This is a genomic window from Duganella margarita (assembly GCF_009857535.1).
Classification (GTDB): Bacteria; Pseudomonadota; Gammaproteobacteria; order Burkholderiales; family Burkholderiaceae_D; genus Rugamonas; species Rugamonas margarita.
Window position 1 is genome coordinate 290,758 of the sequence record NZ_WWCS01000002.1, and the last position, 23,264, is coordinate 314,021.

Below are 23,264 nucleotides of genomic sequence, written 5' to 3' on the forward strand. Positions count from 1 at the left end.
CCGCTGCCGGCGGCGATGCCCCTCAGGCCTGGGGATCGATGCACAGCGTCGCTTCGAAGTGCGCACGCAGTGCCTGGAGTTTGGGCGTGTGTTCGCGGCTGCGTTGCCACAGCAAGTGCAGCGGCAGACCCTGGGTGGTCAGCTGCGGCAGGATGTTGACCAGGCTGCCGTCGCGGATTTGCGGTTCCACCAGCCAGGTGGGGAATTGCGCCAGGCCCAAGCCGGCGACCACGGCGGCCACTTGCGATTCGGCCTGGCCGAACACCATGCGGCCGTTGATATGCTGGCGCGCCAGCGGGGCGGCGCCTTCCTGGATGCGCCACGGTTGCGTGCTGCCGTCGGCGCGGCCGTACAGGATGGCGTCGTACTGCGGCAGGTCGGCCGCGCGCTGCGGTGCGCCGTGGCGGGCGATGAAGGCGGGCGCCGCGCAGAAGATCAGTTCTTCATTGCCGAGATGGCGGTACCCCACTGCCGCCGGCCAGGCGTCGTCGCCGCCGATCCGCACCACCAGGTCCATGCCGTCTTCGACGACGTCGACAAAGCGGTCGGTGTACGAGATGTGCGGTGTGATGTGCGGGTGGCGGGCGGCGAACTCCAGCAGCGGCGCCAGCACTTTCATGCGGCCGAAAGTGGCCGGCAGGTCGATGCGCAGGCGGCCGCCGGGCAGAGTGTCTTCATCCGACAGCGCGCGTTCGGCCAGCGCTACTTCATCGAGGATGCGCAGGCACGAGGCGTGGAAGGTGGCGCCGGCGTCGGTCAGCGTCAGCTGGCGCGTGCCGCGCTCGAACAACTGCTTTTGCAGCCGTTCTTCGAGCCGGGCGATGGCTTTGCCCACTGCGGAGTTGGTCAGGTGCAGCCGGGTGGCGGCGGCAGTGAAGCTGCCGGCGTCGGCAACCGCGACGAAGGTTTCCAGGCCTTTCAGGCGTTCGGTGGCGCTCATGGAATTTATTTCTATAAATGAGTGGAATTATGGTCCAACATGGGAATATTTTTCTTGGCTATGATGGCCGGTGTTTTTTACCGGGTCAAGGCATGTTTACTTCTATTCTTCTGGCGGTCGCCGCGTTTGTGATCGTGACCACCGAATTTCTGATCGTCGGCCTGCTGCCGGCGCTGGCGCGCGATCTGCACATCGCGGTGGCGACGGCGGGGCAGCTGGTGACGCTGTTCGCGGTGGTAGTGATGCTGTGCGGGCCGTTTCTGACGGCGTGGCTGGCCAATGTCGAGCGCAAGCGCTTGTTCATTGCGATTCTGCTGTTGTTCGCGGCGTCGAACGGCTTGGCGGCGCTGGCGCCGAACGGCTGGGTGCTGGCGGTCGCGCGGCTGTTGCCGGCACTGGCGTTGCCGGTGTTCTGGGGCACGGCCAGCGAGACGGCGGCGCAGATCGCCGCGCCGGGGCAGGGCGGACGCGCGGTGTCGCGGGTGTATCTGGGCATTTCCGGCGCCATGTTGTTCGGTATTCCGCTGGGCACGCTGGCCTCGGATGCGATCGGCTGGCGTGGCGCCTTCGGCCTACTGGCGGCGCTGTCGCTGCTGATTGCCGTGCTGCTGGCGGCGTGCATGCCGACGGTGCGCGCGCGCCATCCGGTATGCATGGCGGATCAGTTGCAGATATTGAAAAGCCGGTTCTTCCTGGCCAACGTCGCCTTGTCGGTGCTGGTGTTTACGGCGATGTTTACCGGCTATACCTATCTGGCGGAGATGCTGGAGCAGTCGGCCGGCGTGGCGCCGGCGCGGGTCGGCTGGTGGCTGATGGGCTTTGGCGCCATCGGGCTGCTGGGCAACTGGCTGGGTGGCCTGTGGGCCGGCCGTCGGCCGCTGGCGACCACGGCGGTGGTCTGCGCGGTGCTGGCGGTTGGCATGGTGGCCAGCATGGCGCTGGCCGGCGGCGGCGCTTGGTTTGTGCTGGCGCTGGCGGTGTGGGGCATCGCCAACACGGCGCTGTATCCGGTATGCCAGATCCGCGTGATGCAGGCGGCGACGCAGGCGCAGGCGCTGGCCGGCACCATCAATGTGTCGGCGGCCAACGGCGGCATCGCGCTCGGCGCGCTGATTGGCGGCGGCAGTATTTCGACCTGGGGCGCGGGCAATATCGGCTACGTCTCCGGCGCGATTGCCCTGCTGGCGGCGCTGGCGGTGGTGGCTATCCGGCCGCTTGCATCGCGGCGGTGATCTGGGCGCGCAGCCAGGTGTTGGCGGGGTCGTTGTCGACGTTGGCGTGCCAGTACAGGTAGACGTCCAGTGACGGCATCGCCAGCGGCAGCGCCAGGATCTGGTTGTTGAATTGCTGGTTGACGATGCGCGCCAGGCGGTCCGGCATGGTCAGCGCCAGGTCGGTCTGGCTGACCACGCGGCAGGCGGCGAAGTAGTGCTGGCAGCGCAGGCGGATCTTGCGTTGCAGGCCTTGCCGGCTCAGTTCCACATCTTCCAGTCCCGGCCCGCGCCGGCGCGAGCTGGTCTGGATGTGCTCCATTTCCAGGTAGGTGTCCAGCGTCAGCGCGCGGCGCTTGACCAGCGGGTGGCCGCGCCGCACCAGCACCACGGTCTGGTCGCCGGCCAGCTGCGCGCGCCGCACCTCGTTTGGCAGCGGCAACAGCACGTCGATGGCGGCGTCCAGCGTGCCGGCCGCCAGTTCGCTTTCCAGTTCGCGCCGGCTCACTTGCAGGGTGTTCAGCGTGGCCGACGGCGCGGCCGCCGAGATGCCGGCCATCAGGCCCGGCAGCACGCTGGCCTCCAGTACGTCGCGCACCGCCAGCGAGAAGCTGCGCTCGCTGCTGGCGGGGTCGAAATGGGCGGCGCCGCTCAGGGTGACTTCAAAGCCGCGCAGCGCGCGCCGCACCTGGTCGATGATGGAGCGGGTCAACGGCGTCGGCGTCATGACGTGGCCCTGGCGCTCGAACAGCGGATCGTCGAACAGCTGGCGCAGGCGGTTCAGCGCGTGGCTGATGGCCGGCTGCGTCAGGTTCATTTTGAGGCTGGCGCGGGTGATGCTGCCTTCCGCATAGATCGCTTCCAGCACGATGAACAGGTTCAGATCGACTTTTGATAGATGCATGGAATTTATCCAATTCAATTAATTCTATTCATTTGATGAATTATAGGCTCCCCGGTAAGCTACAGGTCTGACGGAGGAGGCGAGATGGGACAAATTTTTCTGGTGCGTCACGGGCAGGCCTCGTTCGGCAAGGCCGATTATGATCAGTTGTCGGAGCTGGGCTTTGAGCAGGCGCGCCTGCTGGGGCAGTGGTATGCGAACACCCGCCAGAGTTTCAGCAAGGTGATTACCGGCGGCATGGTGCGGCATCGGCAGACGGCCGATACCTGCCTGTCCATGGTGCCGCGCAAGCAGTTGCTGGAGACCGAGTGGGTGACCGACGCCGACTTCGCCGAGTTCGATCATCAGGAGGTGCTGCTGCGCCATTGCCCGGAGTTTGCCGATGCGGCGGCGTTCAAGGCGCTGCTGGCCAGCCATGTCGATCCGCCGCGCGCGCTGGAGCATGTGTTCCGCGCCGCCATGCAGCGCTGGATGGGCGGCTGGCATGACGGCGACTATGCCGAGACCTGGCCGGATTTCCGCCGCCGCTGCGTGCGCGCGTTGGAACGGCTCGATACCGACAGCCGCCAGCAGACCACGATGGTGTTCACCTCCGGCGGCGTGATCGCGGCGCTGATGCAGCATCTGCTGGGCTTGCAGGATTTCCAGGTGATGGAGTTGAACTGGACACTGGCCAATTGCGCCGTCACCAAGCTGATGCAGCGGCCCGGCCAGTTCACGCTGAGCTATCTGAACAACTACGCGCATCTGGAATGGCTGGGCCAGCCTGGTGCGGTCACCTACCGATAATCAAGGAGACTTCATGGATTTCGATTACAGCCCGAAAGTACAGCAACTGCAAGCACGCCTGCGCGCTTTCATGGATGAGCATATTTATCCCAACGAGCAGGCCTTTCATGCCGAGGTGGACGCCAATCGCGCCGCCGGCAACGCCTGGGTGGCGACCAGGATCATGGAAGAGCTGAAGCTGAAGGCGCGCGCGGCCGGCCTGTGGAATCTGTTCCTGCCGGACTCGGAGCATGGCGCCGGCCTCACCAACCTGGAATACGCGCCGCTGTGCGAGATCATGGGCCGCGTGCACTGGGCGCCGGAGGTGTTCAACTGCGCGGCGCCGGACACCGGCAATATGGAAGTGCTGGCGCGCTACGGCACGCCGGAACAGCAGCAGCAGTGGCTGGCGCCGCTGCTGGACGGCCGCATCCGCTCGTGCTTCGGCATGACCGAGCCGGCGGTGGCGTCGTCGGACGCGACCAATATCGAAAGCTCGATCGTGCGCGATGGCGACGCGTATGTAATCAATGGCCGCAAGTGGTGGTCGTCCGGCGCCAACGATCCGCGCTGCGCGGTGTTCATCTTCATGGGCAAGAGCGATCCGCACAATGAAAACCGGCACAAGCAGCAGTCGATGATCCTGGTGCCGCGCGATGCGCCGGGGCTGACCATCCTGCGCCATCTGCCGGTGTTCGGCTTTGACGATGCGCCGCACGGCCACGCGGAAGTGGTGTTTGACAATGTCCGCGTGCCGGTTGGCAATCTGCTGCTGGGCGAGGGCAGGGGCTTCGAGATCGCCCAGGGCCGGCTGGGGCCGGGCCGGATTCACCATTGCATGCGGCTGATCGGCCTGGCCGAGCGGGCCTTGCAGCAGATGTGCCAGCGCAGTCTGGCGCGGGTGGCGTTCGGCAAGCCGGTGGCGCAGCAGGGCGTGACGCTGGAGCGCATCGCCGAATCGCGCATTTTGATCGACCAGGCGCGCCTGCTGGTGCTCAACGCGGCCTATATGATGGATACGGTCGGCAACAAAGTGGCCGCCAAGGAAATTGCCATGATCAAGGTGGCGGCGCCAAACATGGCCTGCCAGGTGATCGACTGGGCGATCCAGGTGCAGGGCGGCGGCGGCATGGCCGATCCCTTCCTGGCCCACGCGTACGCCAGCGCCCGCTCGCTGCGGCTGGCCGACGGTCCGGACGAGGTGCACCGGGCACAGATCGGCAAAATGGAACTAGCACGTTACAAGTGATCGGCCCAGTGTAAGGTAATCGTTTTCCGTCAAACTGTTGCGTGGCTTGCTCACAGGTGTCGACTTCGTGTTGACATCTGTAAAAGCCTGCTTTAATCTTTGTCACCACGCAAGTTAAACGATTAACTAAAACAAAAAGCTGGAGACGACGATGAAAAAACCTATCCTTCTGACGCCAATGGCGTCGGCCCTCGCGCTGGCCTTGCTGTCGATGAACGCCCACGCGCAACAAGAAGAATCGGCTAGCAAACCCGGCACGCTGGAGACGGTAGTAGTGACCGCGAATAAACGCGTCGAAAAATTGGAAAGCGTTCCAATGGCGATTTCGGTGATGAGCGAGCAGGAAATCCAGCGCACCAATATCCGCGAAATCGAGGACGTGGTGGCGATGATGCCCTCGCTGACCTTGAACTCGGGCACCACCGCCGCCAACAACGCCATCTTCATGCGCGGCATCGGCACCGTCTCGGTCGGCATCGGCGTCGAGTCGGACGTGGCGGTGATCATCGACGACATCCCGATCGCCACCCAGTTCCAGGCCTTCAAGGATCTGGCCGACGTGTCGCGCATCGAGGTGCTGAAGGGCCCGCAGAGCACGCTGTTCGGCAAGTCGGCGGTGGCCGGCGCCGTCAACATCGTCACCAAGCCGATTTCCGGCCCGATGGTGTACCGCGCCAGCACCTACCTGACCAATGACAACGAATGGCGCGTCAACGCCTCGGCCGGCGGCCAGCTGGACGAGCACTTCGCGCTGCGCCTGTACGCCGGCAAGAGCCGCCTGCCGGGCACTTTCCACAACCTGACCGACGGCAAGGACGTCAACGGTTCGGGCGGCAAGACCTTTATGGCCAAGCTGCAGTGGAATCCGACCGACACGCTGCAGGTGGACCTGTCGCCGCGCTACAACTTCCAGGACAACTCGCGCGGCGTCACCGCCGTCAACGGCTTCAACCTGCGCACCGGTTCGGCGGCGGCCGGCACGCTGGTGACGACGCCGATCGGCCTGAATGGCGTGTACCTGAACGGTAATCCGCTGCTGCCCGCCACCTCGGTGCTGGCCGGCATCAACGTCAACGATCCAAACAACCGCAACGTGCGCCGCGATTTCCCGACCGGGCTGATTTCCAGCGACCGCGGCGTCGGCCTGAAAGTGTCGTGGACGCTGCCGAACGAGGCGCAGCTGATGTCGATCTCATCGTGGAGCAAATACCTGGCCAACGACTTCCGCGACCAGGACTTTACCGACGTGCCGACCATCGCCGTCGCCGGTTCGACTATTCCGACCGTGGGCAACAACCAGTTCGGCACCTACGACATCCGCTCGAAGACGCAGGAGCTGCGCTATGTGTCGCCGGACAGTGGCAGCGTCAAGTACGTGGCCGGCCTGTGGCTGGCGCATAACGAGATCTACCGCCACTTCATTCGCGGCTACTGCGTGGCGCCAACCGTGTGCAGCTCCACCTCGCCGTCCAGCCCGACCAACTACTACACCGACATCTACAACACCAACAAGGCGGTGTTCGGCCAGGCGTCGTGGGAATTCATGCCGACCTGGACGCTGACCGGCGGCCTGCGCGTCAACGAAGAGATTTCCGGCTACCACTACAAGCGCAACTACTACACCGACCAGCTGACCGAGGCCTCGTTCAAGCCGGGTCCGGTCGGCGTCGACCAGTTCCAGAGCACCGGCAACAGCGACCGCGCCACCACCGGCAAGGTCAGTCTGCAGAAGCAGATCACACCGGAGTGGATGGTGTATTCGCAGGTCTCGACCGGCTACAAGGGCGAGGCGTATGACGTGACCTCGGGTTTGAAGGCGGTGGCGGCGTTCCCGATTCGCCCGGAAACCAGCCAGAGCTTCGAGCTGGGCACCAAGGCCAATCTGTTCAACAACCGCATGTCGATTGCGGCCACGTATTTCAAGTCGGATTTCTTCAATTACCAGCAGAACGTGACCTACGTGCTGCCGAACGATCCGACCATTTACAGCCAGCTCAATTCGATTCCGAACATCGCCACCCATGGCTTTGAACTGGATGTGAACGCGCTGGCGGCCAAGGATCTGAATGTGAATGCGGCGCTGGCGTTCACGCTGCCGACCATCGAGAAGTGGGCCAACGGTCCGTGCTACAGCGATTCGACCAATGTGGCGGTGGGCGGCACCAAGCTGGCGGCCAACGGTTCGATCGCCGGCCAGAACAGCGCCTGCTTCCCGATCGCGCCAGGCTCGACCACCGGCGTGCAGAATCTGGACCATTCCAACTTCCCGGGCACGCCGAAGATCAAGCTGAATATCGGCGCCACCTATGAGTTCAATGTGCCGACGCTGCCGCTGCGGGCCTTTGTCAACGCCAATGTGCGCTATCAGAGCAAGTATTACACCAATATCAACAACGATCCGAACTCGGTCAACGATCCGTACAGCATTACCGATGTGGGCTTCGGCGTGCGCGATCCGCAGGACAAGTACAAGCTCAGCTTCCGCGTCAACAATCTGTTCGATCGCTTCTATATTCCGAATGCGAACTCGAGCGGACCGTCGTCGTTCCGTGCCGGTCCTACCGCCACGTCGCCGCAGGTGTCGGCCAGCAGCTGGGTGCCGCCGCGTGACGTGTTCCGCTACTTCAGCGTCAAGCTGGACGTGAAGTTCTAAGCATTATGCGTTGTGTGAATCTCTGGCATCAGCAATATAAATTGGATAAATACTTTGGCCGCAGGCATGATTGCACCTGTCTCCTCTATTCTCCTCCAAGGAAATAGATTTAGCCCGCTCTCGTAGCGGGCTTTTTTTTATTCAAATGCGACGTCTTCAATACGGAAACGGAACTTGCGCCGCTCGGGCAAGGTCCAGCCTGCGCCCGGCGTGGTGTCGCGTGGCCGGGGCGGCGGTTCGGCCAGCTTTCATTCGATTTCTCCTTCTATGTATCACTGCTTTTTACCATTTAGATCGACAGTTTGCGGAATAGTTCAATGCAAATGAAAATAGTGAAAAATAGGGGCGAAAATAGAAGGAAATCCACAGGGGAGCGAATTGGGCAGCCCTAACCATATGCCCGGCAGATTTGGCGAAGGCAGGACGTGCCGGCTGTATGCACATACAGTATAATTCTGGCATGACGCATCCCGCACAAACCGGCTTCATCCTGACCCGCCACTGGCGCGACACGCCCAGTGGCACGGAGATCGATTTCTGGCTGGCCACCGACGCCGGTCCGCGCAAGGTGCGGCTGACCGGGCAGACCTCGGTGGCTTTCGCCGAGTCGGCGGTGCAGGACGCCATCCTCGCCCAGATCGGCCCGCAGGCCGGCATCGCGCTGCGCGAACTGCCGCTGAAAACCTTCCAGCAGCAGCCGGTGGTGGGCGTCTACGCGGCGCGCTACAAGCAGCTGACCGCGCTGGAGCGCACGCTGCGCGAGCACGGCATCAAGTTGTACGAGGCCGACATCCGCCCGCCCGAACGCTACCTGATGGAACGCTTCATCACCGCCGGCGTGCAGACCGAGGGCGGCCACGCCAGCGGCAGCGTGATCCACAATTGCAAGCTCAAGCCGGCACCCGACTACCGGCCGGCGCTCAGGATGGTGTCGCTGGACATCGAAACCAGCGCCTACGAAGACCTGTACTCGATCGCGCTGGAAGGCTGCGGCCAGCGCCAGGTGTACATGCTGGGCGAACCGCCGGCCGCCTATGCCGATGCCGACGCCATCGACTTCGAGCTCGAATACTGCGCCACGCCGCGCCAGCTGATCGAACGCCTGAACGGCTGGATGGCGCGCCACGACCCCGACGTCATCATCGGCTGGAACGTGGTGCAGTTCGACCTGCGCGTGCTGCAAAAAAACGCCGACAAATACAAGGTGCCGCTGGCGCTGGGGCGCGAAGGCAAGGGCATCGAATGGCGCGAACATCCGGGCAAGCAGGGCTACCTGTTCGCGCCGCTGCCGGGCCGCATCGTCCTCGACGGCATCGACGCGCTGAAAGCCGCCTCGTGGATGTTCCCCTCGTACAGCTTGCAAAACGTCTCGCAATCGATGCTGGGCGAGGGCAAGGACATCGGCGACGACTACGACAAGATGGCCGAAATCGAGCGCCGCTTCCAGCACGACAAGCCGGCGCTGGCGCTGTACAACCTCAAAGACTGCGAACTGGTGACGCGCATCTTCGCCAAGGCCAACCTGCTGGCCTTCATGATCGAGCGCGCCACCGTCACCGGGCTGCCGGCCGACCACCTGGGCGGCTCGATCGCCGCCTTCAACCACCACTACCTGCCGCGCATGCACCGCGAAGGCTATGTGGCGCCGAACGTCGGTGATGTCAGCGGCGGCGCTTCGCCGGGCGGCTTCGTGCTGGATTCCAAGCCGGGGCTGTACGACTCGGTGGTGGTGCTGGATTACAAAAGCCTGTACCCGTCGATCATCCGCACGTTTTTAGTCGACCCGGTCGGCCTGGTGGAAGGCGAAATCGCGGCCGATCCGGCCACGGTGGTGGAGGGCGTCAATGGCACCGTGTTCTCGCGCGACCGGCACTGCCTGCCGGCCATCACCACCGACCTGTGGCAACAGCGCGACGCCGCCAAGCGCGCCAAAAACGAACCGCTGTCGACCGCGCTGAAGCTGCTGATGAATTCCTTCTGCGGCGTGCTGGGCGCCACCGAATGCCGCTTCTTCAATCCGCGCCTGGTGTCGTCGGTGACGCTGCGCGGTCACCAGATGCTCAAGCAGACCCGCAAGCTGGTCGAGGCCGAAGGCTACGACGTCATCTACGGCGACACCGACTCGATCTTCATCTGGCTCAAAAAAGAGCACCCGAGCGCCGAAGCGCTGGCGATCGGCCAGCGGCTGGCCGACCAGATCAACCTGTGGTGGCGCACAATGCTGAAGGAACAGCACGGCCTCGACTGCCACCTCGAAATCGAGTTTGACACCCACTACCAGAAATTTTTCATGCCGACCATCCGCGGCACCGAACTCGGCAGCAAGAAGCGCTACGCCGGGCTGGCGGTCAACGCCAGGGGCGAAGAAGAAGTCATCTACCGTGGCCTGGAAGTGGCGCGCAGCGACTGGACGCCGCTGGCGCAGCAATTCCAGCAAGGGCTGTTCACCCGCATCTTCAAGGACCAGGCCTACCAGGACTACGTGCGCGACTACGCCGAGCGCACGCTGGCGGGCGACCACGACGACCTGCTGGTGTACCGCAAGCGCCTGCGCCAGCCGCTCGACGAATATAAAGTCAACGTGCCGCCGCAAGTGCGCGCCGCGCGCCTGGCCGACGAGTACAACCAGTCGCAACGCCGCCCGCTGCGCTACCAGAACGGCGGCTGGATCAGCTACGTGATGACCACCGGCGGCCCCGAGCCACTGGAAGCGCTGCGCTCGCATATCGATTACGAGCATTACCTGACCAAGCAGCTGCAGCCGATTGCCGACGCCATCCTGCAGCCGATGCACGACAGCTTCACCAGCCTGACCACGGCGCAAGCCAGCCTTTTCTAATGGAGATTGTATGAGCGTATTCAAGCAACTGCACGATGGCCGCCAGCTGCTACACCTGCCCAACGCCTGGGACGCCGGCAGCGCGCGCCTGTTCGAAAGCCTGGGCGCGGCCGCCATCGCCACCACCAGCGCCGGCGTGGCGTGGGCGCAGGGCTATGCCGACAACGACCATCTTCCGGTCGACAGCGCCATCGCGGTGGCGGCCAACATCGCCCGCGTGATCACGGTGCCGCTGTCGGTGGATTTTGAAAATGGTTATGCGGCTGACCCGGAACAGGTGGCGCGCAATGTGCTGCGGCTGATCCACGTCGGCGTGGCCGGCATCAACCTGGAAGACGGCAACGACGCGCCGGCGCTGTTGGCCGACAAGATCCGCGCCATCAAGGCGTTGGCCGCGCAGTCGGAGCGGGATATTTTTGTCAACGTCCGCACCGATGTGTATCTGAAAGGGCTGGCGCCGGAAGGCGAGCGCGTGGCCGAAGTGCTGCAGCGCGCCGCGCTGTACAAGGCCGCCGGCGCTGACGGCCTGTTCGTGCCCGCCATCTGCCTGCCGGACGACATCAAGGCCGTCGCCGCCGACGCCGGCTTGCCGCTCAACGTCATGGACTGGCCGGGCCTGCCGCCAGCGGCCGAATTGCTGCAACTGGGCGTGGTGCGCCTGAGCGCCGGCAGCGGCATTTCTCAGGCGCTGTGGTCGGTCGCCGCCGGCATGGCCAAGGGCTTCCTGGACACCGGCAGCGCCGGCCCGCTGATCGCCAGGGCCATGCCGTACGGCGACCTGCAGGCATTGTTCCTTAAGCCTTAGCCTTGTTGCCGTAGAACGCCACGATCTGCAACAGGCCGCCTGCCATGGCGAAGTTCTTCAGCAGATTGATCAGCTGATTCTGGTCGGCCAGGTTGTTGTGGAAGGCTAGCGCGGTAACGATCGAGAATGCAGCCAGGATGGCGGCCACAATGCGGGTCTGGAAGCCGAACGCCAGCGCCAGGCCGCCACCCAGTTCCACTGCCACCGCGATGGCAAAGCCCAGCGTGGCAAACGGCAGTCCGGACGAAGCGATGTAGCCGATGGTGGCGGCCGGCGCCATGATCTTGCCGATGCCGCTGAAGACGAAAATGGTGGCCAGCAGCACGCGGCCGATGATCGAGATGGTGTTGTTGTTCATGTTCGTGATCCCTGATGAATGATTAAATTAAGTTTGCAGCGCGCAGCTGTTTGCCGATGCGCTGGATTTCCTGCTCGCCCTGCGCCAGCGCCGCCGCATTGGTATGCACCGAGTAATAGCCGGTGACCAGATCGTGCGGATGCTTGACCGCCGAGCCGAGCACGAACTCGCTCGCCCCTTCCGCGACAAACTCCAGCGCCGCTGCGCCTTCCTCGAACACGGCCAGCTCGCGGCCGATGGTGGTGCGGCCACTACGCAGCGCTCCATTCGCCACCGCCACCCAGGCCACCGTATGGCCGGCCGGCGGCGTGTACGTCCAGCGCTCGCCGTCGGCCAGCTTGACGTGCAGATAGCTGAGCGACGCACGCGGCTGGATCGGGCTGGCCGCATCGCCATGTCGACCAAGGATTATGCGGGCTGGCCCCACGCTTGGCACCTGATCGGAAGACAGGTAGCGGCTGTCGCATGGACCGTTTTCATCTTCCGGCGGCAGCGCCAGCCACAGCTGGAAACCGAGTGCGCTTTCGCCCTCGGCCAGGCCGCCGTCATGCCAGACGCCGTTGCCGGCGTTCATCCACTCGACGCCACCGGTGCGCAGCACGCCTTGCGCGCCGGTGGTCTCGCGGTACTCGATGGCGCCGTCCAGCAGCACCGTGATGGTGGCGATGCCCGAATGCGGATGCATGCCCATCTTGCCGCCGTCGCCGACGGGCAGGTGGAAGCGGTCGAGGAAGACGAAAGGCTTGATCAGCTCACCTGCATCGCCGGGACTGGCCAGGCGCGTGATCGGGCCACGTGTATGGCCGGCGGTGCGGAAAGCAACGTTACGTTGGTTCATGATGGCTCCTGTTGTTGCATGATGAGGTGCATCTTAGTCCGTGCCGATCCATCTGGGTAGCCTATATAATTCGATGCATCATATCCAAGGAGTAGATAGATGCTGGACGCCATGTCGCTCGACCAATTGCGCACTTTCATCGCCGCCGCCGACGAAGGCAGCTTTTCCGCCGCCGGCCGCAAGCTGCGGCGCGCGCAATCGGTGGTCAGCACCGCGCTGGCCAACCTTGAGGCGCAGGTCGGTTTCGCGCTGTTCGAGCGCACCGGCCGCTACCCGCGCCTGACCGAAGCCGGCGCCGCCCTGCTGGAACAGGCGCGCGCGGCGGTAGACGGCATGAACGCCTTCAAGGCGAAGGCGCGCACGCTGGCCGAAGGGCTGGAGCCGGAACTGGCGGTAGCGGTGGACGTGATGTTCCCGATCGCCACGCTGACGGCGGCGGTGCAGGCGTTCCAGCAGCAGTTTCCCGCCACGCCGCTGCGGCTGTATGTGGAAGCGCTGGGCGCGGTGGTGCAGCCGCTGCTGGACGGCCACTGCCGGGTTGCCATCATCGGTTCGCTGCCGGAGATTCCGGCCGGCTGCGCCTCGGAATTTTTGCTCAGCGTGGCGGCGGTGGCGGTGGTGGCGCCGACTCATCCGCTGGCCGCGCTCGCCGGGCCGATTCCGCACGAGGAGGCCGGCAAGCATGTGCAGCTGGTGCTGACCGACCGCTCCACGCTGACGGCCGGGCGCAACTTCGGCGTCATGTCGACCCAGACCTGGCGCCTGGCCGATCTCGGCGCCAAGCACGCCTTCCTCAAGGCCGGACTGGGCTGGGGCTATATGCCGCTGCACATGGTCGAGGACGACCTGCGCAGCGGCAAGCTAGTGCGCATCGACATCGAGCTGCACGCGCGGCTGGGGCCGGGCTTCTCGATGCACGCGATTCATATGAAGGATCACCCGCCGGGACCGGCGGGGCGCTGGTTCGTCAACCACCTGAAGCAGAACTAGCGCGGTAAGCCGCGCTTGCGTGAAGCAGCGAACTTACCCGGCGGCGGCCGGCGTGCATGATGGAACACCTCAGTCATTGACACAAGGAGGTTGCCATGCCACGCGGAGCCAGTCCCAAGCGCGAGCACGAATATCAGAAACTGGAGCGCCAGTTCAAGAAAGAGGGCCGCTACAAAGGCCGGGAAGAAGAAGTCGCCTCGCGCATCGTCAACAAGCAGCGCGCGGCAAGCGGCGAGACCGAAAAATACCATCATAAACCGGTGCGCCGCGCGGCCTCACGCCGCAAGCACCGCGTCGCCCACCGCAGCAGTCGCCGCAGCACCGCGCGCAAGTAGCGGCCCTCCCTGCGCCGGGGCCGGGGCCGATGCGCCGGCCGCCGCCGGCTGCCGGAATCGATTGCGCTAGCGGCCAAAGTACGCGATGATCTTCTGAAAACGGTTTCAAAATAACAGAGGAGACATATGCGACAGATCATCACCCTGCTGGCGCTGGCCAGCGCGGGCGTTACCGCCACAGCAGCCGACGGCATCAAGCTCAACCAGCTCGGCTTCCTGCCCGGCGCGGACAAGGTCGCGGTGGTGCCGGCGGCGGCAGCGCAAGGCGCTGCCGCCGCGTTCAGCATCGTGCGCGCCGGCAGCGATACGGTGGTGCAATCCGGCACGCTGGGCCCGGCCGTCAACGTGCCGGAATCCGGCGACACGGTACGGCTGGCGCGCTTCGCCAGCCTGCAAACGCCAGGCCGCTACCAGCTGCGCGTGGCCGGCTTGCCCGACTCGCCGCCTTTCGAGATCAGCGCCAGCGCCTATCAAGCGGTCAACGCGGCCGCCCTCAAAGCCTACTACTTCAACCGCGCCGGCATCGCGCTGGACGCCGCCCATGCCGGCATCTACGCCCGCGCCGCCGGCCACCCGGACACGCAAGTGCTGATCCACGTCTCCGCCGCCTCGCCGTCGCGTCCCGCCGGCAGCAGCATCTCCAGCCCGAAAGGCTGGTACGACGCCGGCGACTACAACAAATACATCGTCAACTCCGGCATCTCGACCTACACGCTGCTGGCCGCCTACGAAGACTTCCCGGCCTACTTCCAGGCGCAGCGCCTGAACCTGCCGGAAAGCGGCAACGGCGTGCCGGACATTCTCAACGAAGCGCGCTGGAACCTGGACTGGATGCTGACCATGCAGGACCCGGCCGACGGCGGCGTCTACCACAAGCTGACCAACCTGCGCTTCGACGGCATGGTGATGCCGGCGCAGGCGACGCAGCCGCGCTACGTGGTGCAGAAGACCACCGCCGCCGCGCTCGATTTCGCCGCCGTCATGGCCACCGCCAGCCGCGTCTACGCGCCATACGACGCGGCCCTGTCAACCCGCATGCGCGCGGCCGCGCAGCAGGCGTGGCGCTGGGCGCAGGCCCATCCGCGCGACTACTACCGCCAGCCGGCCGACGTCGCCACCGGCGAATACGCCGATAACGACGTCAGCGACGAACAGGCCTGGGCCGCCGCCGAGCTGTACATCACCACCGGCGACGCTGCCTACTACCAGGCGCTGCATGCGCCGGACCTGGCGGCGACTGTGCCGTCGTGGAGCGACGTGCGCGGCCTGGCGTGGCTGTCGCTGGCACGGCACCGCAAGGCGCTCGGCGCCGCTGCCGACCAGGCGCTGATCGCCCGCCGCGTCGACGGACTGGCGCAGCAGCTGGCCGCCGCGTGGCAGCAATCGCCCTACGGCATCACGCTGCAAAAACAGGATTATGTGTGGGGCAGTAACGCCGTGGTGCTGAACCAGGCCATGGTGCTGCTGCACGCCTACCGCCTGAACGGCAAGCGCGCTTATCTGGACGCCGCCCAGTCCGGGCTGGATTATGTGCTGGGCCGCAACGCCGTCGAGCTGTCCTTCGTGACCGGCTACGGCGCGCGTTCGGCGCTGCATCCGCATCACCGGCCATCGGTGGCCGACGGTATCGCCGCGCCGGTGCCGGGCTGGCTGGTGGGCGGCCCGCAGCCGGGCCAGCAGGACAAGCAGGACTGTCCCCAGCCGTACCCGTCGGCGCTGCCGGCGCGTTCCTACCTGGACCACGCCTGCTCCTACGCCAGCAACGAAATCGCCATCAACTGGAACGCGCCGCTGGTGTATGTGTCGGCCGGCCTGCAGGCGCTGACGCCGGCGGCGCAGTAGTGAAGCCTAGCCGGCCAGCTTGACCATCTCGCGGTACAGGTCGGCCTTGCCTTCAAAACCGATGCCCGGCAGTTCCGGCAGCAGGATGTAGCCGTTCTCGACCTTGACGCCGTCGGGGAAGCCGCCGTACGGCTGGAACAGGTCCGGGTACGATTCATTGCCGCCCAGGCCCAGGCCGGCCGCGATGTTCAGCGACATCTGGTGGCCGCCGTGCGGGATGCAGCGCTGCGGCGACCAGCCGTGTTCGCGCAGCATGTCCAGCGTGCGCAGGTATTCCACCAGGCCGTAGCTCAGCGCGCAGTCGAATTGCAGCCAGTCGCGGTCGGCGCGCATGCCGCCGTAGCGGATCAGGTTGCGCGCGTCCTGCATCGAGAACAGGTCTTCGCCGGTCGCCATCGGATTCTGGTAGTAGTTGCGCAGCGTCGCCTGCAGTTCGAAGTCGAGCGGATCGCCCGGCTCCTCGTACCAGAACAGATCGTATTGCGACAGCGCCTTGGCGTACCGGATCGCCGTGTCGAGGTCGAAGCGGCCGTTGGCGTCCACCGCCAGTTTCTGGCCGTCTTGCAGCACGCTCAGCACGGAGTCGATGCGGCGCAGGTCTTCATCCAGCGAAGCGCCGCCGATCTTCTTCTTGACCACCGTGTAGCCGCGGTCGATGTAGCTGCGCATTTCGTCCTTCAGCTTGCCGTGGTCCTGGCCCGGATAGTAGTAGCCGCCAGCCGCGTAGACGAAGATATTGCGGTCGGCCTGGCCGTTGCCGTAGCGGTCGGCCAGCAGCTGGAACAGCGGCTTGCCTTCGATCTTGGCCACCGCGTCCCACACCGCCATGTCGATGGTGCCGATGGCCACCGAGCGCTCGCCGTGACCGCCCGGTTTTTCATTGGTGAACATGCAGTTCCAGATCTTGTGCGGATCGAGATTGTTGCCGCGGTCGTCGACCAGGCTGGCCGGATCGGCTTCCAGGATGCGCGGGATAAAGCGTTCGCGCATCAGCGTGCCCTGGCCGTAGCGGCCGTTGGAATTGAAGCCGTAGCCGATCACCGGTTTGCCGTCGCGGATGACGTCGGTCACCACCGCCACCAGGCTCAGCGTCATCTTGCTGAAGTCGATGTAGGCGTTGCGGATGGGGGAGCTGATCGGGACGGTTTTTTCGCGGATTTCGACGATGCGCATGGAGGTTCTCCTGTTCAAGATGGTGACAGCTTACTCTTGAATCGATCCTTTATAATTAACCGCAATTAAAACCATTATTCACTTAAAATGAAGATCGAAACGGCGCCCGACCTGCACTTCTTCGTCCTGCTGGCCAAGCTGGGCAGCATGAGCGCCACCGCGCGCGAGCTGGGCGTCACGCCGCCGGCGGTCACCAAGCGCCTCAGCCAGATGGAGCAGAAGCTGGGCGTGCGGCTGGTCAACCGCACCACCCGCCGTATCAGCCTGACCAACGAGGGCGAGGCCTACCTGGCGCAGGCCAGCGACATTCTCAACCGCATCCGCGACATGGAAGAATCGGTGGCCAGCGGCCGCGCCGTGCCCAAGGGCCTGCTGCGCGTCAACGCCACGCCCGGCTTCGGCCGCACCCGCATCGCCCCGATCGTCTCGCGCTTCGCCCACGCCTACCCGGAAGTGGAGGTGGAACTGCACCTGACCGACCGCCCGATCAGCCTGGTGGAAGAAGCCTACGACCTGGCGATCCGCTTCGGCGAGCTGCCCGACACGCGCCTGACCGCGCGCAAGCTGATGCCGAACCGGCGCTTCCTGTGCGCCTCGCCAGCCTACCTGAAGCAAGCGGGGGAGCCGCAGACGCCGCAGGAACTGCACCGCCACCGCTGCATCCTGCACCGCCAGAACGACGACGTCTACGGCACCTGGCGGCTGCACAAAGGCCGCGCGGTGGAACTGGTGAAAGTGCGCGGCGCCGTCTCCAGCAACGATGGCGACATCGTCCTCAACTGGGCGCTGGACGGCCACGGCATCGTGCAGCGCTCCGAATGGGACGCCGCCAAATACCTGGCCAGCGGCCGCCTGCGCGAAGTCATGCCCGGCTACACGCTGCCGCCGGCCGACCTCTATTTGTACTACCTCAGCCGCAGCAACCTGCCGGCCAAGATGCGCGCCTTCATCGATTTCCTGGTGGCGGAATTCCAATGACTTTTTAACAAAATTCAGTGTGATGGGGGGCACCGGCATTCGAACCTGAACTGGGCTTCGGCCGCGGTCTCACCGCCCAGCTGGTGGCCGCCAGCCATCCCAACGGCCAGTTCTACGCGGCCGACTTCAACCCGGTCCACGTGGCCGGCGCCAGCGCGCTGGCAAAACAGGCACAGCTGACCAACCTGACGCTGCTGGAAAACAGCTTCGAGGAACTGGCCAATGGCCAGGCCAAAGCCGCGCTGCCGCAGTTCGACTTCATCACGCTGCATGGCATCTACAGCTGGGTGACGGCGGCGAACCGCCGGCACATCGTCAATTTCATCAACCGCTACCTGAAGCCGGGCGGGGTGGTCTACCTGAGCTACAACGCCATGCCGGGCTGGGCGCCGGCGCTGCCGCTGCAACGCCTGCTGGTGGAATATGCCGACGCCTTCCCCAGCCGCAGCGACCTGCAGATCAAGGGCGCGACCGAATTCGTCGCCCAGCTGGAGGCGGTCAAGGCCGGCTACCTGACCGCCAATCCCGGACTCAAGGTGCGGCTCGACAGCCTGAACACCGCCAGCCCGCACTATCTGGTGCACGAGTATCTGCACAAGCACTGGCAACCGCTGTTCCACGCCGACATGGCGCGCGACCTGGCGGAGGCCAAGATGACGTTTGCCGGCCAGGCCGACCTGGCGTATGCCTATCCGCTGGTGTTCCTCAACGAAGAACAGCGGCAACTGATCGAACGCCTGCCGCACCCGGAAATGCGCGAAACGCTGAAGGACTACCTGCTCAACACCAGCTTTCGCAAGGACGTCTTCGTACGCGGCGCCCAGCGCATCGGCGCGCGCCGGCAGAGCGAACTGCTGGCGCAGGTCGGGCTGGCGCTGACGGTGCCGCGCGCCGCCGCCTCGGCCAAGATGAAATTGACGCTCGGCGAAGTGAATGGCCGCGAAGAACTGTACAACGTGGTGTTCGACACGCTGGCGCAGCGCCCGCACACGCTGGCCGAACTGCAGCAGTTGCCGGCGCTGGCGGGACAGAATCTCCACGCACTGGTGCAGGTGGCGGCATTGCTGACGGCCTCCAGCCAGGCGGCGTTTTATTTCCCTGCCGCGCAAGGCGCCGACCACGCCGCAGCGGCGCGTCTGAACGCCACACTGGCGGCGCAGACCCGCTATGGCGACGAACATCAGGCGTTGTGTGCGCCGTTGCTAAGTACGGGCATCGCGGCCAACTTCCTGCAGCGCTTGTTCCTGGCGGCCATTCAGCAGCAGGCCGGGTTGACGCCGCAAGGCCTGGCGCGGGTGGCCTGGCAGATCATGGCGCCGAGCGGACGGCGCCTGCAACGCGACGGCGTCACGCTGCAATCGGAGCAGGACAATCAGGCGCTGCTGGAGTCCCACGCACGCGAATTCCTGGCCACCGGCTTGCCGCTGTGGCGCACGCTGCAACTGCTGTGAGGTGCGGCCCACACCGCCCGTCTGGCTGGCGGACTTCTCGCGGTGCCCCTTATGTAGCTCTGCCATAGCCTATATACTGGAGGATTGCGTTCCGTACAACAGGGGGAAGTATGCGGTGGAGCCGGTTGGTGGGGACCCTGGTATGGGCGCTGGCCAGCCTGCCCGCGCTGGCGGCCGGGCCGGCCGACGATCTGTCGTTCGAACGCCGGCGCTGGACGCTGGTCGATGGCGCGCCTGGCGCTGCGATCGGCATCCAGCAGACCGCCGATGGTCTGATGTGGTTTGCGTCGCCGACCGGCCTGTATAGCTTTGACGGCATCAAATTCAAGCAGGAAAACCAGATCTACGGCCACAAGCTGCTGTCGATCAATACCAATGTCGTGAACGTCCATCGCAACGGTAGTGTTGGCGTGGGCTACAATTTCGGCGGCATCAGCATCATCTCGCCCAGCGGGGCGCGGGACTATGTGGCCGGCGTCGATTTTCCGCTCGGTACGACGCGCACCATCAGCGTTGACCCTGACGGCAATTGGTACGCCGGCACCACCACCAGCATGGTACGTCTGAAAGACGGCAAGTGGATCGCCGTGGGGCGCCGCGCGATCCCGGGGATGTTGGAAAGTACCTGGTTCGACAAGGATGGCGCGTTGTGGGCCCTCACCGGCGACGAGATTTATGTGTTGCCCAAAGGCGCCGAAGACTTCAGGTTCGTCATGAAATACGGCGGACGCGGCGCGGCAAATCTGTTCATGAGGCGCATGCATGTCAAGCGGGCCGACGGCAGCTTTGTCATCCTGAGCGCCGACGGCAAGTCCGAGCCGCTCAAACTCGCCAACGCGAAGTTGTACCAGACCATCGTTGAAGGGCCCAACGGCACGGTGGTGGCGACGCGCGGCGAGGGATTCTCCCGCCTGCTCCAGCGCGCCGACGGCACCTGGTACGAATCGGAATTCTATCCGCCGGTGTCCGGCTATGGCGCCGGCGCCGGCAGTGGGGCCGTGGGCGTCAGCATGTACCGTGACCGGGAAGGTAATTTCTGGCAGACCACGCTGGAGGGCGTGGAGAAATTCCGCCTGCAGCGCTTTCATCGCGTCAAGAGGAAGGATTATATCTGGCTGGTGCAGCCAGGCCTGGACGATGAAATGTGGATGGGCGGCTACACCAAGCCGATGTTGCGGGTGCGCCCGGACGGGAGCAGCCGGCCCACCCGCATGAAGGCGGCGACCGCGATACTGCGCGCGGCGGCGGACCACGTGTGGGTCGCTGTGCCGGGTGGCATATGGGAATTTCATGCCGGCGCCGAGCGGTTCTGGGCCTACCCCGCGCAGCTGGACAAGGCATTCGAAGTGCAGGCGCTGGCGCTGGACGCGGACGGTAAGCTGCTGGTGTCGATTGCGCGCCATGGCCTGTGGACGCTTGAGCACGGCCAATGGCGCCAGGACCAGCGGCTGCAGGGACTGCAGGATCCGACCCCGATCAGCATGCTGCGCGACAGCCGTGGCCAGGTGTGGCTGGGCTTGACCAACAACCGCCTCGGCACGCTGACGCCGCAGGCGCTGACGCTGCTGCCGGCCGGCCAGGTCCAGGTGGGCAATGTGCTGGCGATGGCCGACGTCGGCGGCCGCGTGCTGGTCGGCGGCGAAAACGGCGTGACGTGGATCGACGGCAGCCGCGCGCGCGCCCTGCGCTTTGAGCGCGACGGCCTGGTCCAGCAGGTCAGCGGTCTGGTGCGCGACCGCCTCGGTCAGCTCTGGATCCATTGCAACAGTGGGCTGGTGGTGGTGGCGGCCAGCGCGCTGCAGGCATTCTGGCACGCGCCGGCGGCGCCGCTGGCCACCGAATTGTTCAACTTTGAAGACGGGGTCAGCGGCATTGCTGCCGCCGTGCGGCCGTTGCCGTCGCTCAGTGTGGACAGCCGGGGGCGCGTCTATTACGCCACGGTATCCCAAGCCGGCTGGATCGATCCGGCCGGCATCCCCCGCAATCCGCATGCCCCGGCGGTCCTGATCCAGAACCTGCGCGCGGGGCGGGACGACTGGCGTCCGGCCAACGGCATGCTGCTGCCGCAACACACCACCGCCATCGATCTGAGCTTCACCGCCACCTCGCTGGCGGTGCCGGAGCGGGTGCGCCTGAAGTACCGGCTGCAAGGCGTGGACGCCGGCTGGCGCGAAGTCACGGGCGAGCGCAGCGCGCACTACACGAATCTGCGTCCCGGCCCCTACCATTTCCAGGTGATCGCCGCCAATGAGGACGGCGTGTGGAATCTGCAGGGCGCCGAGCTGCGCTTCACCATCCAGGCGGCGTTCTGGCAGCGTGCGTGGTTCCAGGTGCTGTGCACGCTGCTGGCGCTGCTCGCCGTGGCCTTGCTGTACCGCTGGCGGATCGCCGTCGTCAAGCAGCGTGCGCTGGCGCTGGCGGAGGCGCGCGCGGGTGCCCGGCTGGAAGCCACGCTGCAGGAGCGCGGCCGCATCGCCCGCTCCCTGCATGACAACCTGCTGCAGGCGGCGCAGACGCTGATTTTGCGCTTCCATACGCTCAACGAGCGCATGCCGCAGGAGCCGGACCTGCAATCCAAGCTCGACAAGGTGCTGGACTACGCCGAGCAACTGGTCGCCAGCACCCGCGACGAAGTGGTGGCGTTGCGGCGCATGCCGAGCTGCGAAGAACTGTTCGCCGAACTGAAGGCGGCGGTGGTCGCCACCGCCGCCGGCGCCGAGCTGGCGACCAGCTTCGTCACCACCGGTGAAGTGCGGCCCTTGCAGGACGACGCCGCCGGCGAAATCGCCTACGTGCTGCGCGAAGCGGTCTGTAACAGCGCGCGCCACGCGCAGCCTAGCCGCATCGCGGTGGCGCTGCACTTCGGCGCGCTGGCGCTGGAAGGCGCGGTGGTCGATGACGGCGTCGGCCTCGGCATCGGCCAGCAGCCCGCCGCCGGCCACTGGGGCATCATCGGCATGCGCGAGCGCATCGCGCGGCTCGGCGGCGCCATCGACATCGGCCCGGGCGCGCAGGGCGGCGTCAGCGTGTGCTTTTCGATTCCGGCCGCGCGGGCCTACCGGCCGGCCGCCAGCCACGCCACCAGCTGAACGCATACAGCGCCAGCGTGGCCAGCGCCATGCCCAGCCCAAGCCGGTTCATCCAGTCTTCTTCCGGTGCGCAGCTGGCGCACAGTTTTGCGGTCAGCAGCTGCACCCCGCTGACCGCGCACAGGATGACGATCGGCCAGCCGATGCGGCGGCGGAAGCGCTGAATGGCTTGGGCGCCGGCGCTGGCGGCGATGCGCGCCGTGGCATAGCCGTCCAGCGTGTCGGTCAGCGCCATCCCCAGCACGAACACGCCGGCCGCCGGCAATGCGCTCCAGGCGCCGCCCGCCAGCGTACTGGCGGCATAGCCCCAGGCGAACGCCTGCAACATGCTTTCCACCCCTAGCGCGAACAGCATACCGACCCCCAGCGCGACCGCGGGACCGACCGCCGACAATGGCGCCAGCAGGCGCGCCGCCAGCGCGCTGCGGCCGCGTGCCTGCTGCGGCCAGATCAGGCCGCGCGCATTCAGCACCGCCAGCGTCAACAGCAGCAAGCCGGGCAGCCATTCCAGGGCATTCAGCGCGCCCAGCAAGGCAGGCGCCGGTTGCAGCCAGGCCGACGCCATGCTGGTCAGCGCTACCATCAGCAGCACCACCGCGCCATGGCCCAGCGCGAACAGGGCACCCATCCAGGGCGCGCTGGCCGGCTGCGCGCGCATGGTCAAGCCGTCGATGGCGGCCAGGTGATCGGGCGCCAGGCCATGGCGCAAACCGAGCAGCAAGGCCAGTTCGATTGTCGGCAGCGCTTCGTTCATATACAATCCTTAATGCAAGTTAGTTGCGTTAATTATAGAGATGATCCGGTCCTGGCGCTTGCAAGCCATGACAGCGGCGGGGGCGTT

At 65.5% G+C, this 23,264-nt stretch carries 18 protein-coding genes; 12 read left to right on the forward strand and 6 right to left on the reverse strand.

The genetic code is table 11. The features are described 5' to 3' along the window. Positions 1-22 precede the first annotated feature (22 nt). A complete protein-coding gene (locus GTP55_RS03890) occupies positions 23-940 on the reverse strand; it encodes a LysR family transcriptional regulator (protein ID WP_161043659.1) in 918 nt (305 codons plus the stop codon). A gap of 92 nt (positions 941-1,032) precedes the next feature. Here GTP55_RS03890 and GTP55_RS03895 point away from each other — a divergent pair, with 92 nt between their 5' ends. Next, on the forward strand, positions 1,033-2,172 hold the full coding sequence (locus tag GTP55_RS03895; RefSeq protein ID WP_161043660.1) for an MFS transporter: 1,140 nt from the start codon (positions 1,033-1,035) through the stop codon (positions 2,170-2,172). Here GTP55_RS03895 and GTP55_RS03900 read toward each other — a convergent pair. Further along, positions 2,144-3,055 (reverse strand): LysR family transcriptional regulator, encoded by a 912-nt coding sequence (locus tag GTP55_RS03900; RefSeq protein ID WP_161043661.1) that lies wholly within the window; start codon positions 3,053-3,055, stop codon positions 2,144-2,146. The genes GTP55_RS03895 and GTP55_RS03900 overlap by 29 nt on opposite strands. An 84-nt stretch (positions 3,056-3,139) precedes the next feature. Here GTP55_RS03900 and GTP55_RS03905 point away from each other — a divergent pair, with 84 nt between their 5' ends. The 5 genes from GTP55_RS03905 (at position 3,140) to GTP55_RS03925 (ending at position 11,369) form a co-directional block, all read left to right on the forward strand. Continuing rightward, positions 3,140-3,844, forward strand: a complete 705-nt coding sequence (locus tag GTP55_RS03905; protein WP_161043662.1) for a histidine phosphatase family protein — start codon at positions 3,140-3,142, stop codon at positions 3,842-3,844. A gap of 13 nt (positions 3,845-3,857) precedes the next feature. Continuing rightward, positions 3,858-5,072 carry an acyl-CoA dehydrogenase family protein gene (locus GTP55_RS03910; protein ID WP_161043663.1) on the forward strand — a complete coding sequence of 405 codons (1,215 nt, stop codon included), beginning with the start codon at positions 3,858-3,860 and terminating at the stop codon, positions 5,070-5,072. A 151-nt stretch (positions 5,073-5,223) separates the two neighbouring features. Continuing rightward, positions 5,224-7,725: a TonB-dependent receptor gene (locus GTP55_RS03915; RefSeq protein ID WP_161043664.1), complete on the forward strand. Its 2,502-nt coding sequence runs from the start codon at positions 5,224-5,226 to the stop codon at positions 7,723-7,725. Positions 7,726-8,185: 460 nt separating this feature from the next. Then, positions 8,186-10,564 (forward strand): DNA polymerase II, encoded by a 2,379-nt coding sequence (locus GTP55_RS03920; RefSeq protein ID WP_161043665.1) that lies wholly within the window; start codon positions 8,186-8,188, stop codon positions 10,562-10,564. 10 nt (positions 10,565-10,574) lie between these two features. Then, positions 10,575-11,369 (forward strand): isocitrate lyase/PEP mutase family protein, encoded by a 795-nt coding sequence (locus tag GTP55_RS03925; RefSeq protein WP_161043666.1) that lies wholly within the window; start codon positions 10,575-10,577, stop codon positions 11,367-11,369. On the opposite strand, the gene GTP55_RS03930 is transcribed toward GTP55_RS03925, so the two are convergent. Together GTP55_RS03930 and GTP55_RS03935 are read right to left on the reverse strand one after the other, a co-directional pair. Then, on the reverse strand, positions 11,359-11,727 hold the full coding sequence (locus tag GTP55_RS03930) for a DoxX family protein (protein WP_161043667.1): 369 nt from the start codon (positions 11,725-11,727) through the stop codon (positions 11,359-11,361). The genes GTP55_RS03925 and GTP55_RS03930 overlap by 11 nt on opposite strands. 22 nt (positions 11,728-11,749) lie before the next feature. Further along, entirely contained in the window at positions 11,750-12,565 is an 816-nt protein-coding gene (locus GTP55_RS03935; protein WP_161043668.1) for a pirin family protein, read from the reverse strand. Positions 12,566-12,664: 99 nt separating this feature from the next. Here GTP55_RS03935 and GTP55_RS03940 point away from each other — a divergent pair, with 99 nt between their 5' ends. From GTP55_RS03940 to GTP55_RS03945, 3 genes are all read left to right on the forward strand, one after another. Next, positions 12,665-13,555, forward strand: coding sequence for a LysR family transcriptional regulator (locus GTP55_RS03940; protein WP_161043669.1), 891 nt, complete (start codon positions 12,665-12,667; stop codon positions 13,553-13,555). A 95-nt stretch (positions 13,556-13,650) separates the two neighbouring features. Continuing rightward, complete coding sequence (locus tag GTP55_RS29510; RefSeq protein ID WP_202423559.1) at positions 13,651-13,890, forward strand: hypothetical protein; 240 nt, start codon at positions 13,651-13,653, stop codon at positions 13,888-13,890. Between the two features lie 126 nt (positions 13,891-14,016). Continuing rightward, positions 14,017-15,732, forward strand: a complete 1,716-nt coding sequence (locus GTP55_RS03945; RefSeq protein WP_161043670.1) for a glycoside hydrolase family 9 protein — start codon at positions 14,017-14,019, stop codon at positions 15,730-15,732. A gap of 6 nt (positions 15,733-15,738) precedes the next feature. Here GTP55_RS03945 and GTP55_RS03950 read toward each other — a convergent pair whose 3' ends face one another. Continuing rightward, the gene (locus GTP55_RS03950; protein ID WP_161043671.1) at positions 15,739-16,905 is read right to left on the reverse strand and encodes a mandelate racemase/muconate lactonizing enzyme family protein; all 1,167 of its coding nucleotides are present in this window, start codon (positions 16,903-16,905) and stop codon (positions 15,739-15,741) included. An 87-nt stretch (positions 16,906-16,992) separates the two neighbouring features. Between GTP55_RS03950 and GTP55_RS03955 the strand changes: the two genes are divergently transcribed. From GTP55_RS03955 to GTP55_RS03965, 3 genes are all read left to right on the forward strand, one after another. Next, positions 16,993-17,883, forward strand: coding sequence for a LysR family transcriptional regulator (locus tag GTP55_RS03955; RefSeq protein WP_161043672.1), 891 nt, complete (start codon positions 16,993-16,995; stop codon positions 17,881-17,883). 50 nt (positions 17,884-17,933) lie between these two features. Next, positions 17,934-19,334 carry a methyltransferase regulatory domain-containing protein gene (locus tag GTP55_RS03960; RefSeq protein WP_267876839.1) on the forward strand — a complete coding sequence of 467 codons (1,401 nt, stop codon included), beginning with the start codon at positions 17,934-17,936 and terminating at the stop codon, positions 19,332-19,334. 128 nt (positions 19,335-19,462) lie between these two features. After that, entirely contained in the window at positions 19,463-22,423 is a 2,961-nt protein-coding gene (locus GTP55_RS03965) for a sensor histidine kinase (protein WP_161043674.1), read from the forward strand. Here GTP55_RS03965 and GTP55_RS03970 read toward each other — a convergent pair. Then, complete coding sequence (locus GTP55_RS03970) at positions 22,356-23,177, reverse strand: HoxN/HupN/NixA family nickel/cobalt transporter (protein ID WP_161043675.1); 822 nt, start codon at positions 23,175-23,177, stop codon at positions 22,356-22,358. The two genes, GTP55_RS03965 and GTP55_RS03970, sit on opposite strands and share 68 nt — an antisense overlap. Positions 23,178-23,264: the final 87 nt, after the last annotated feature.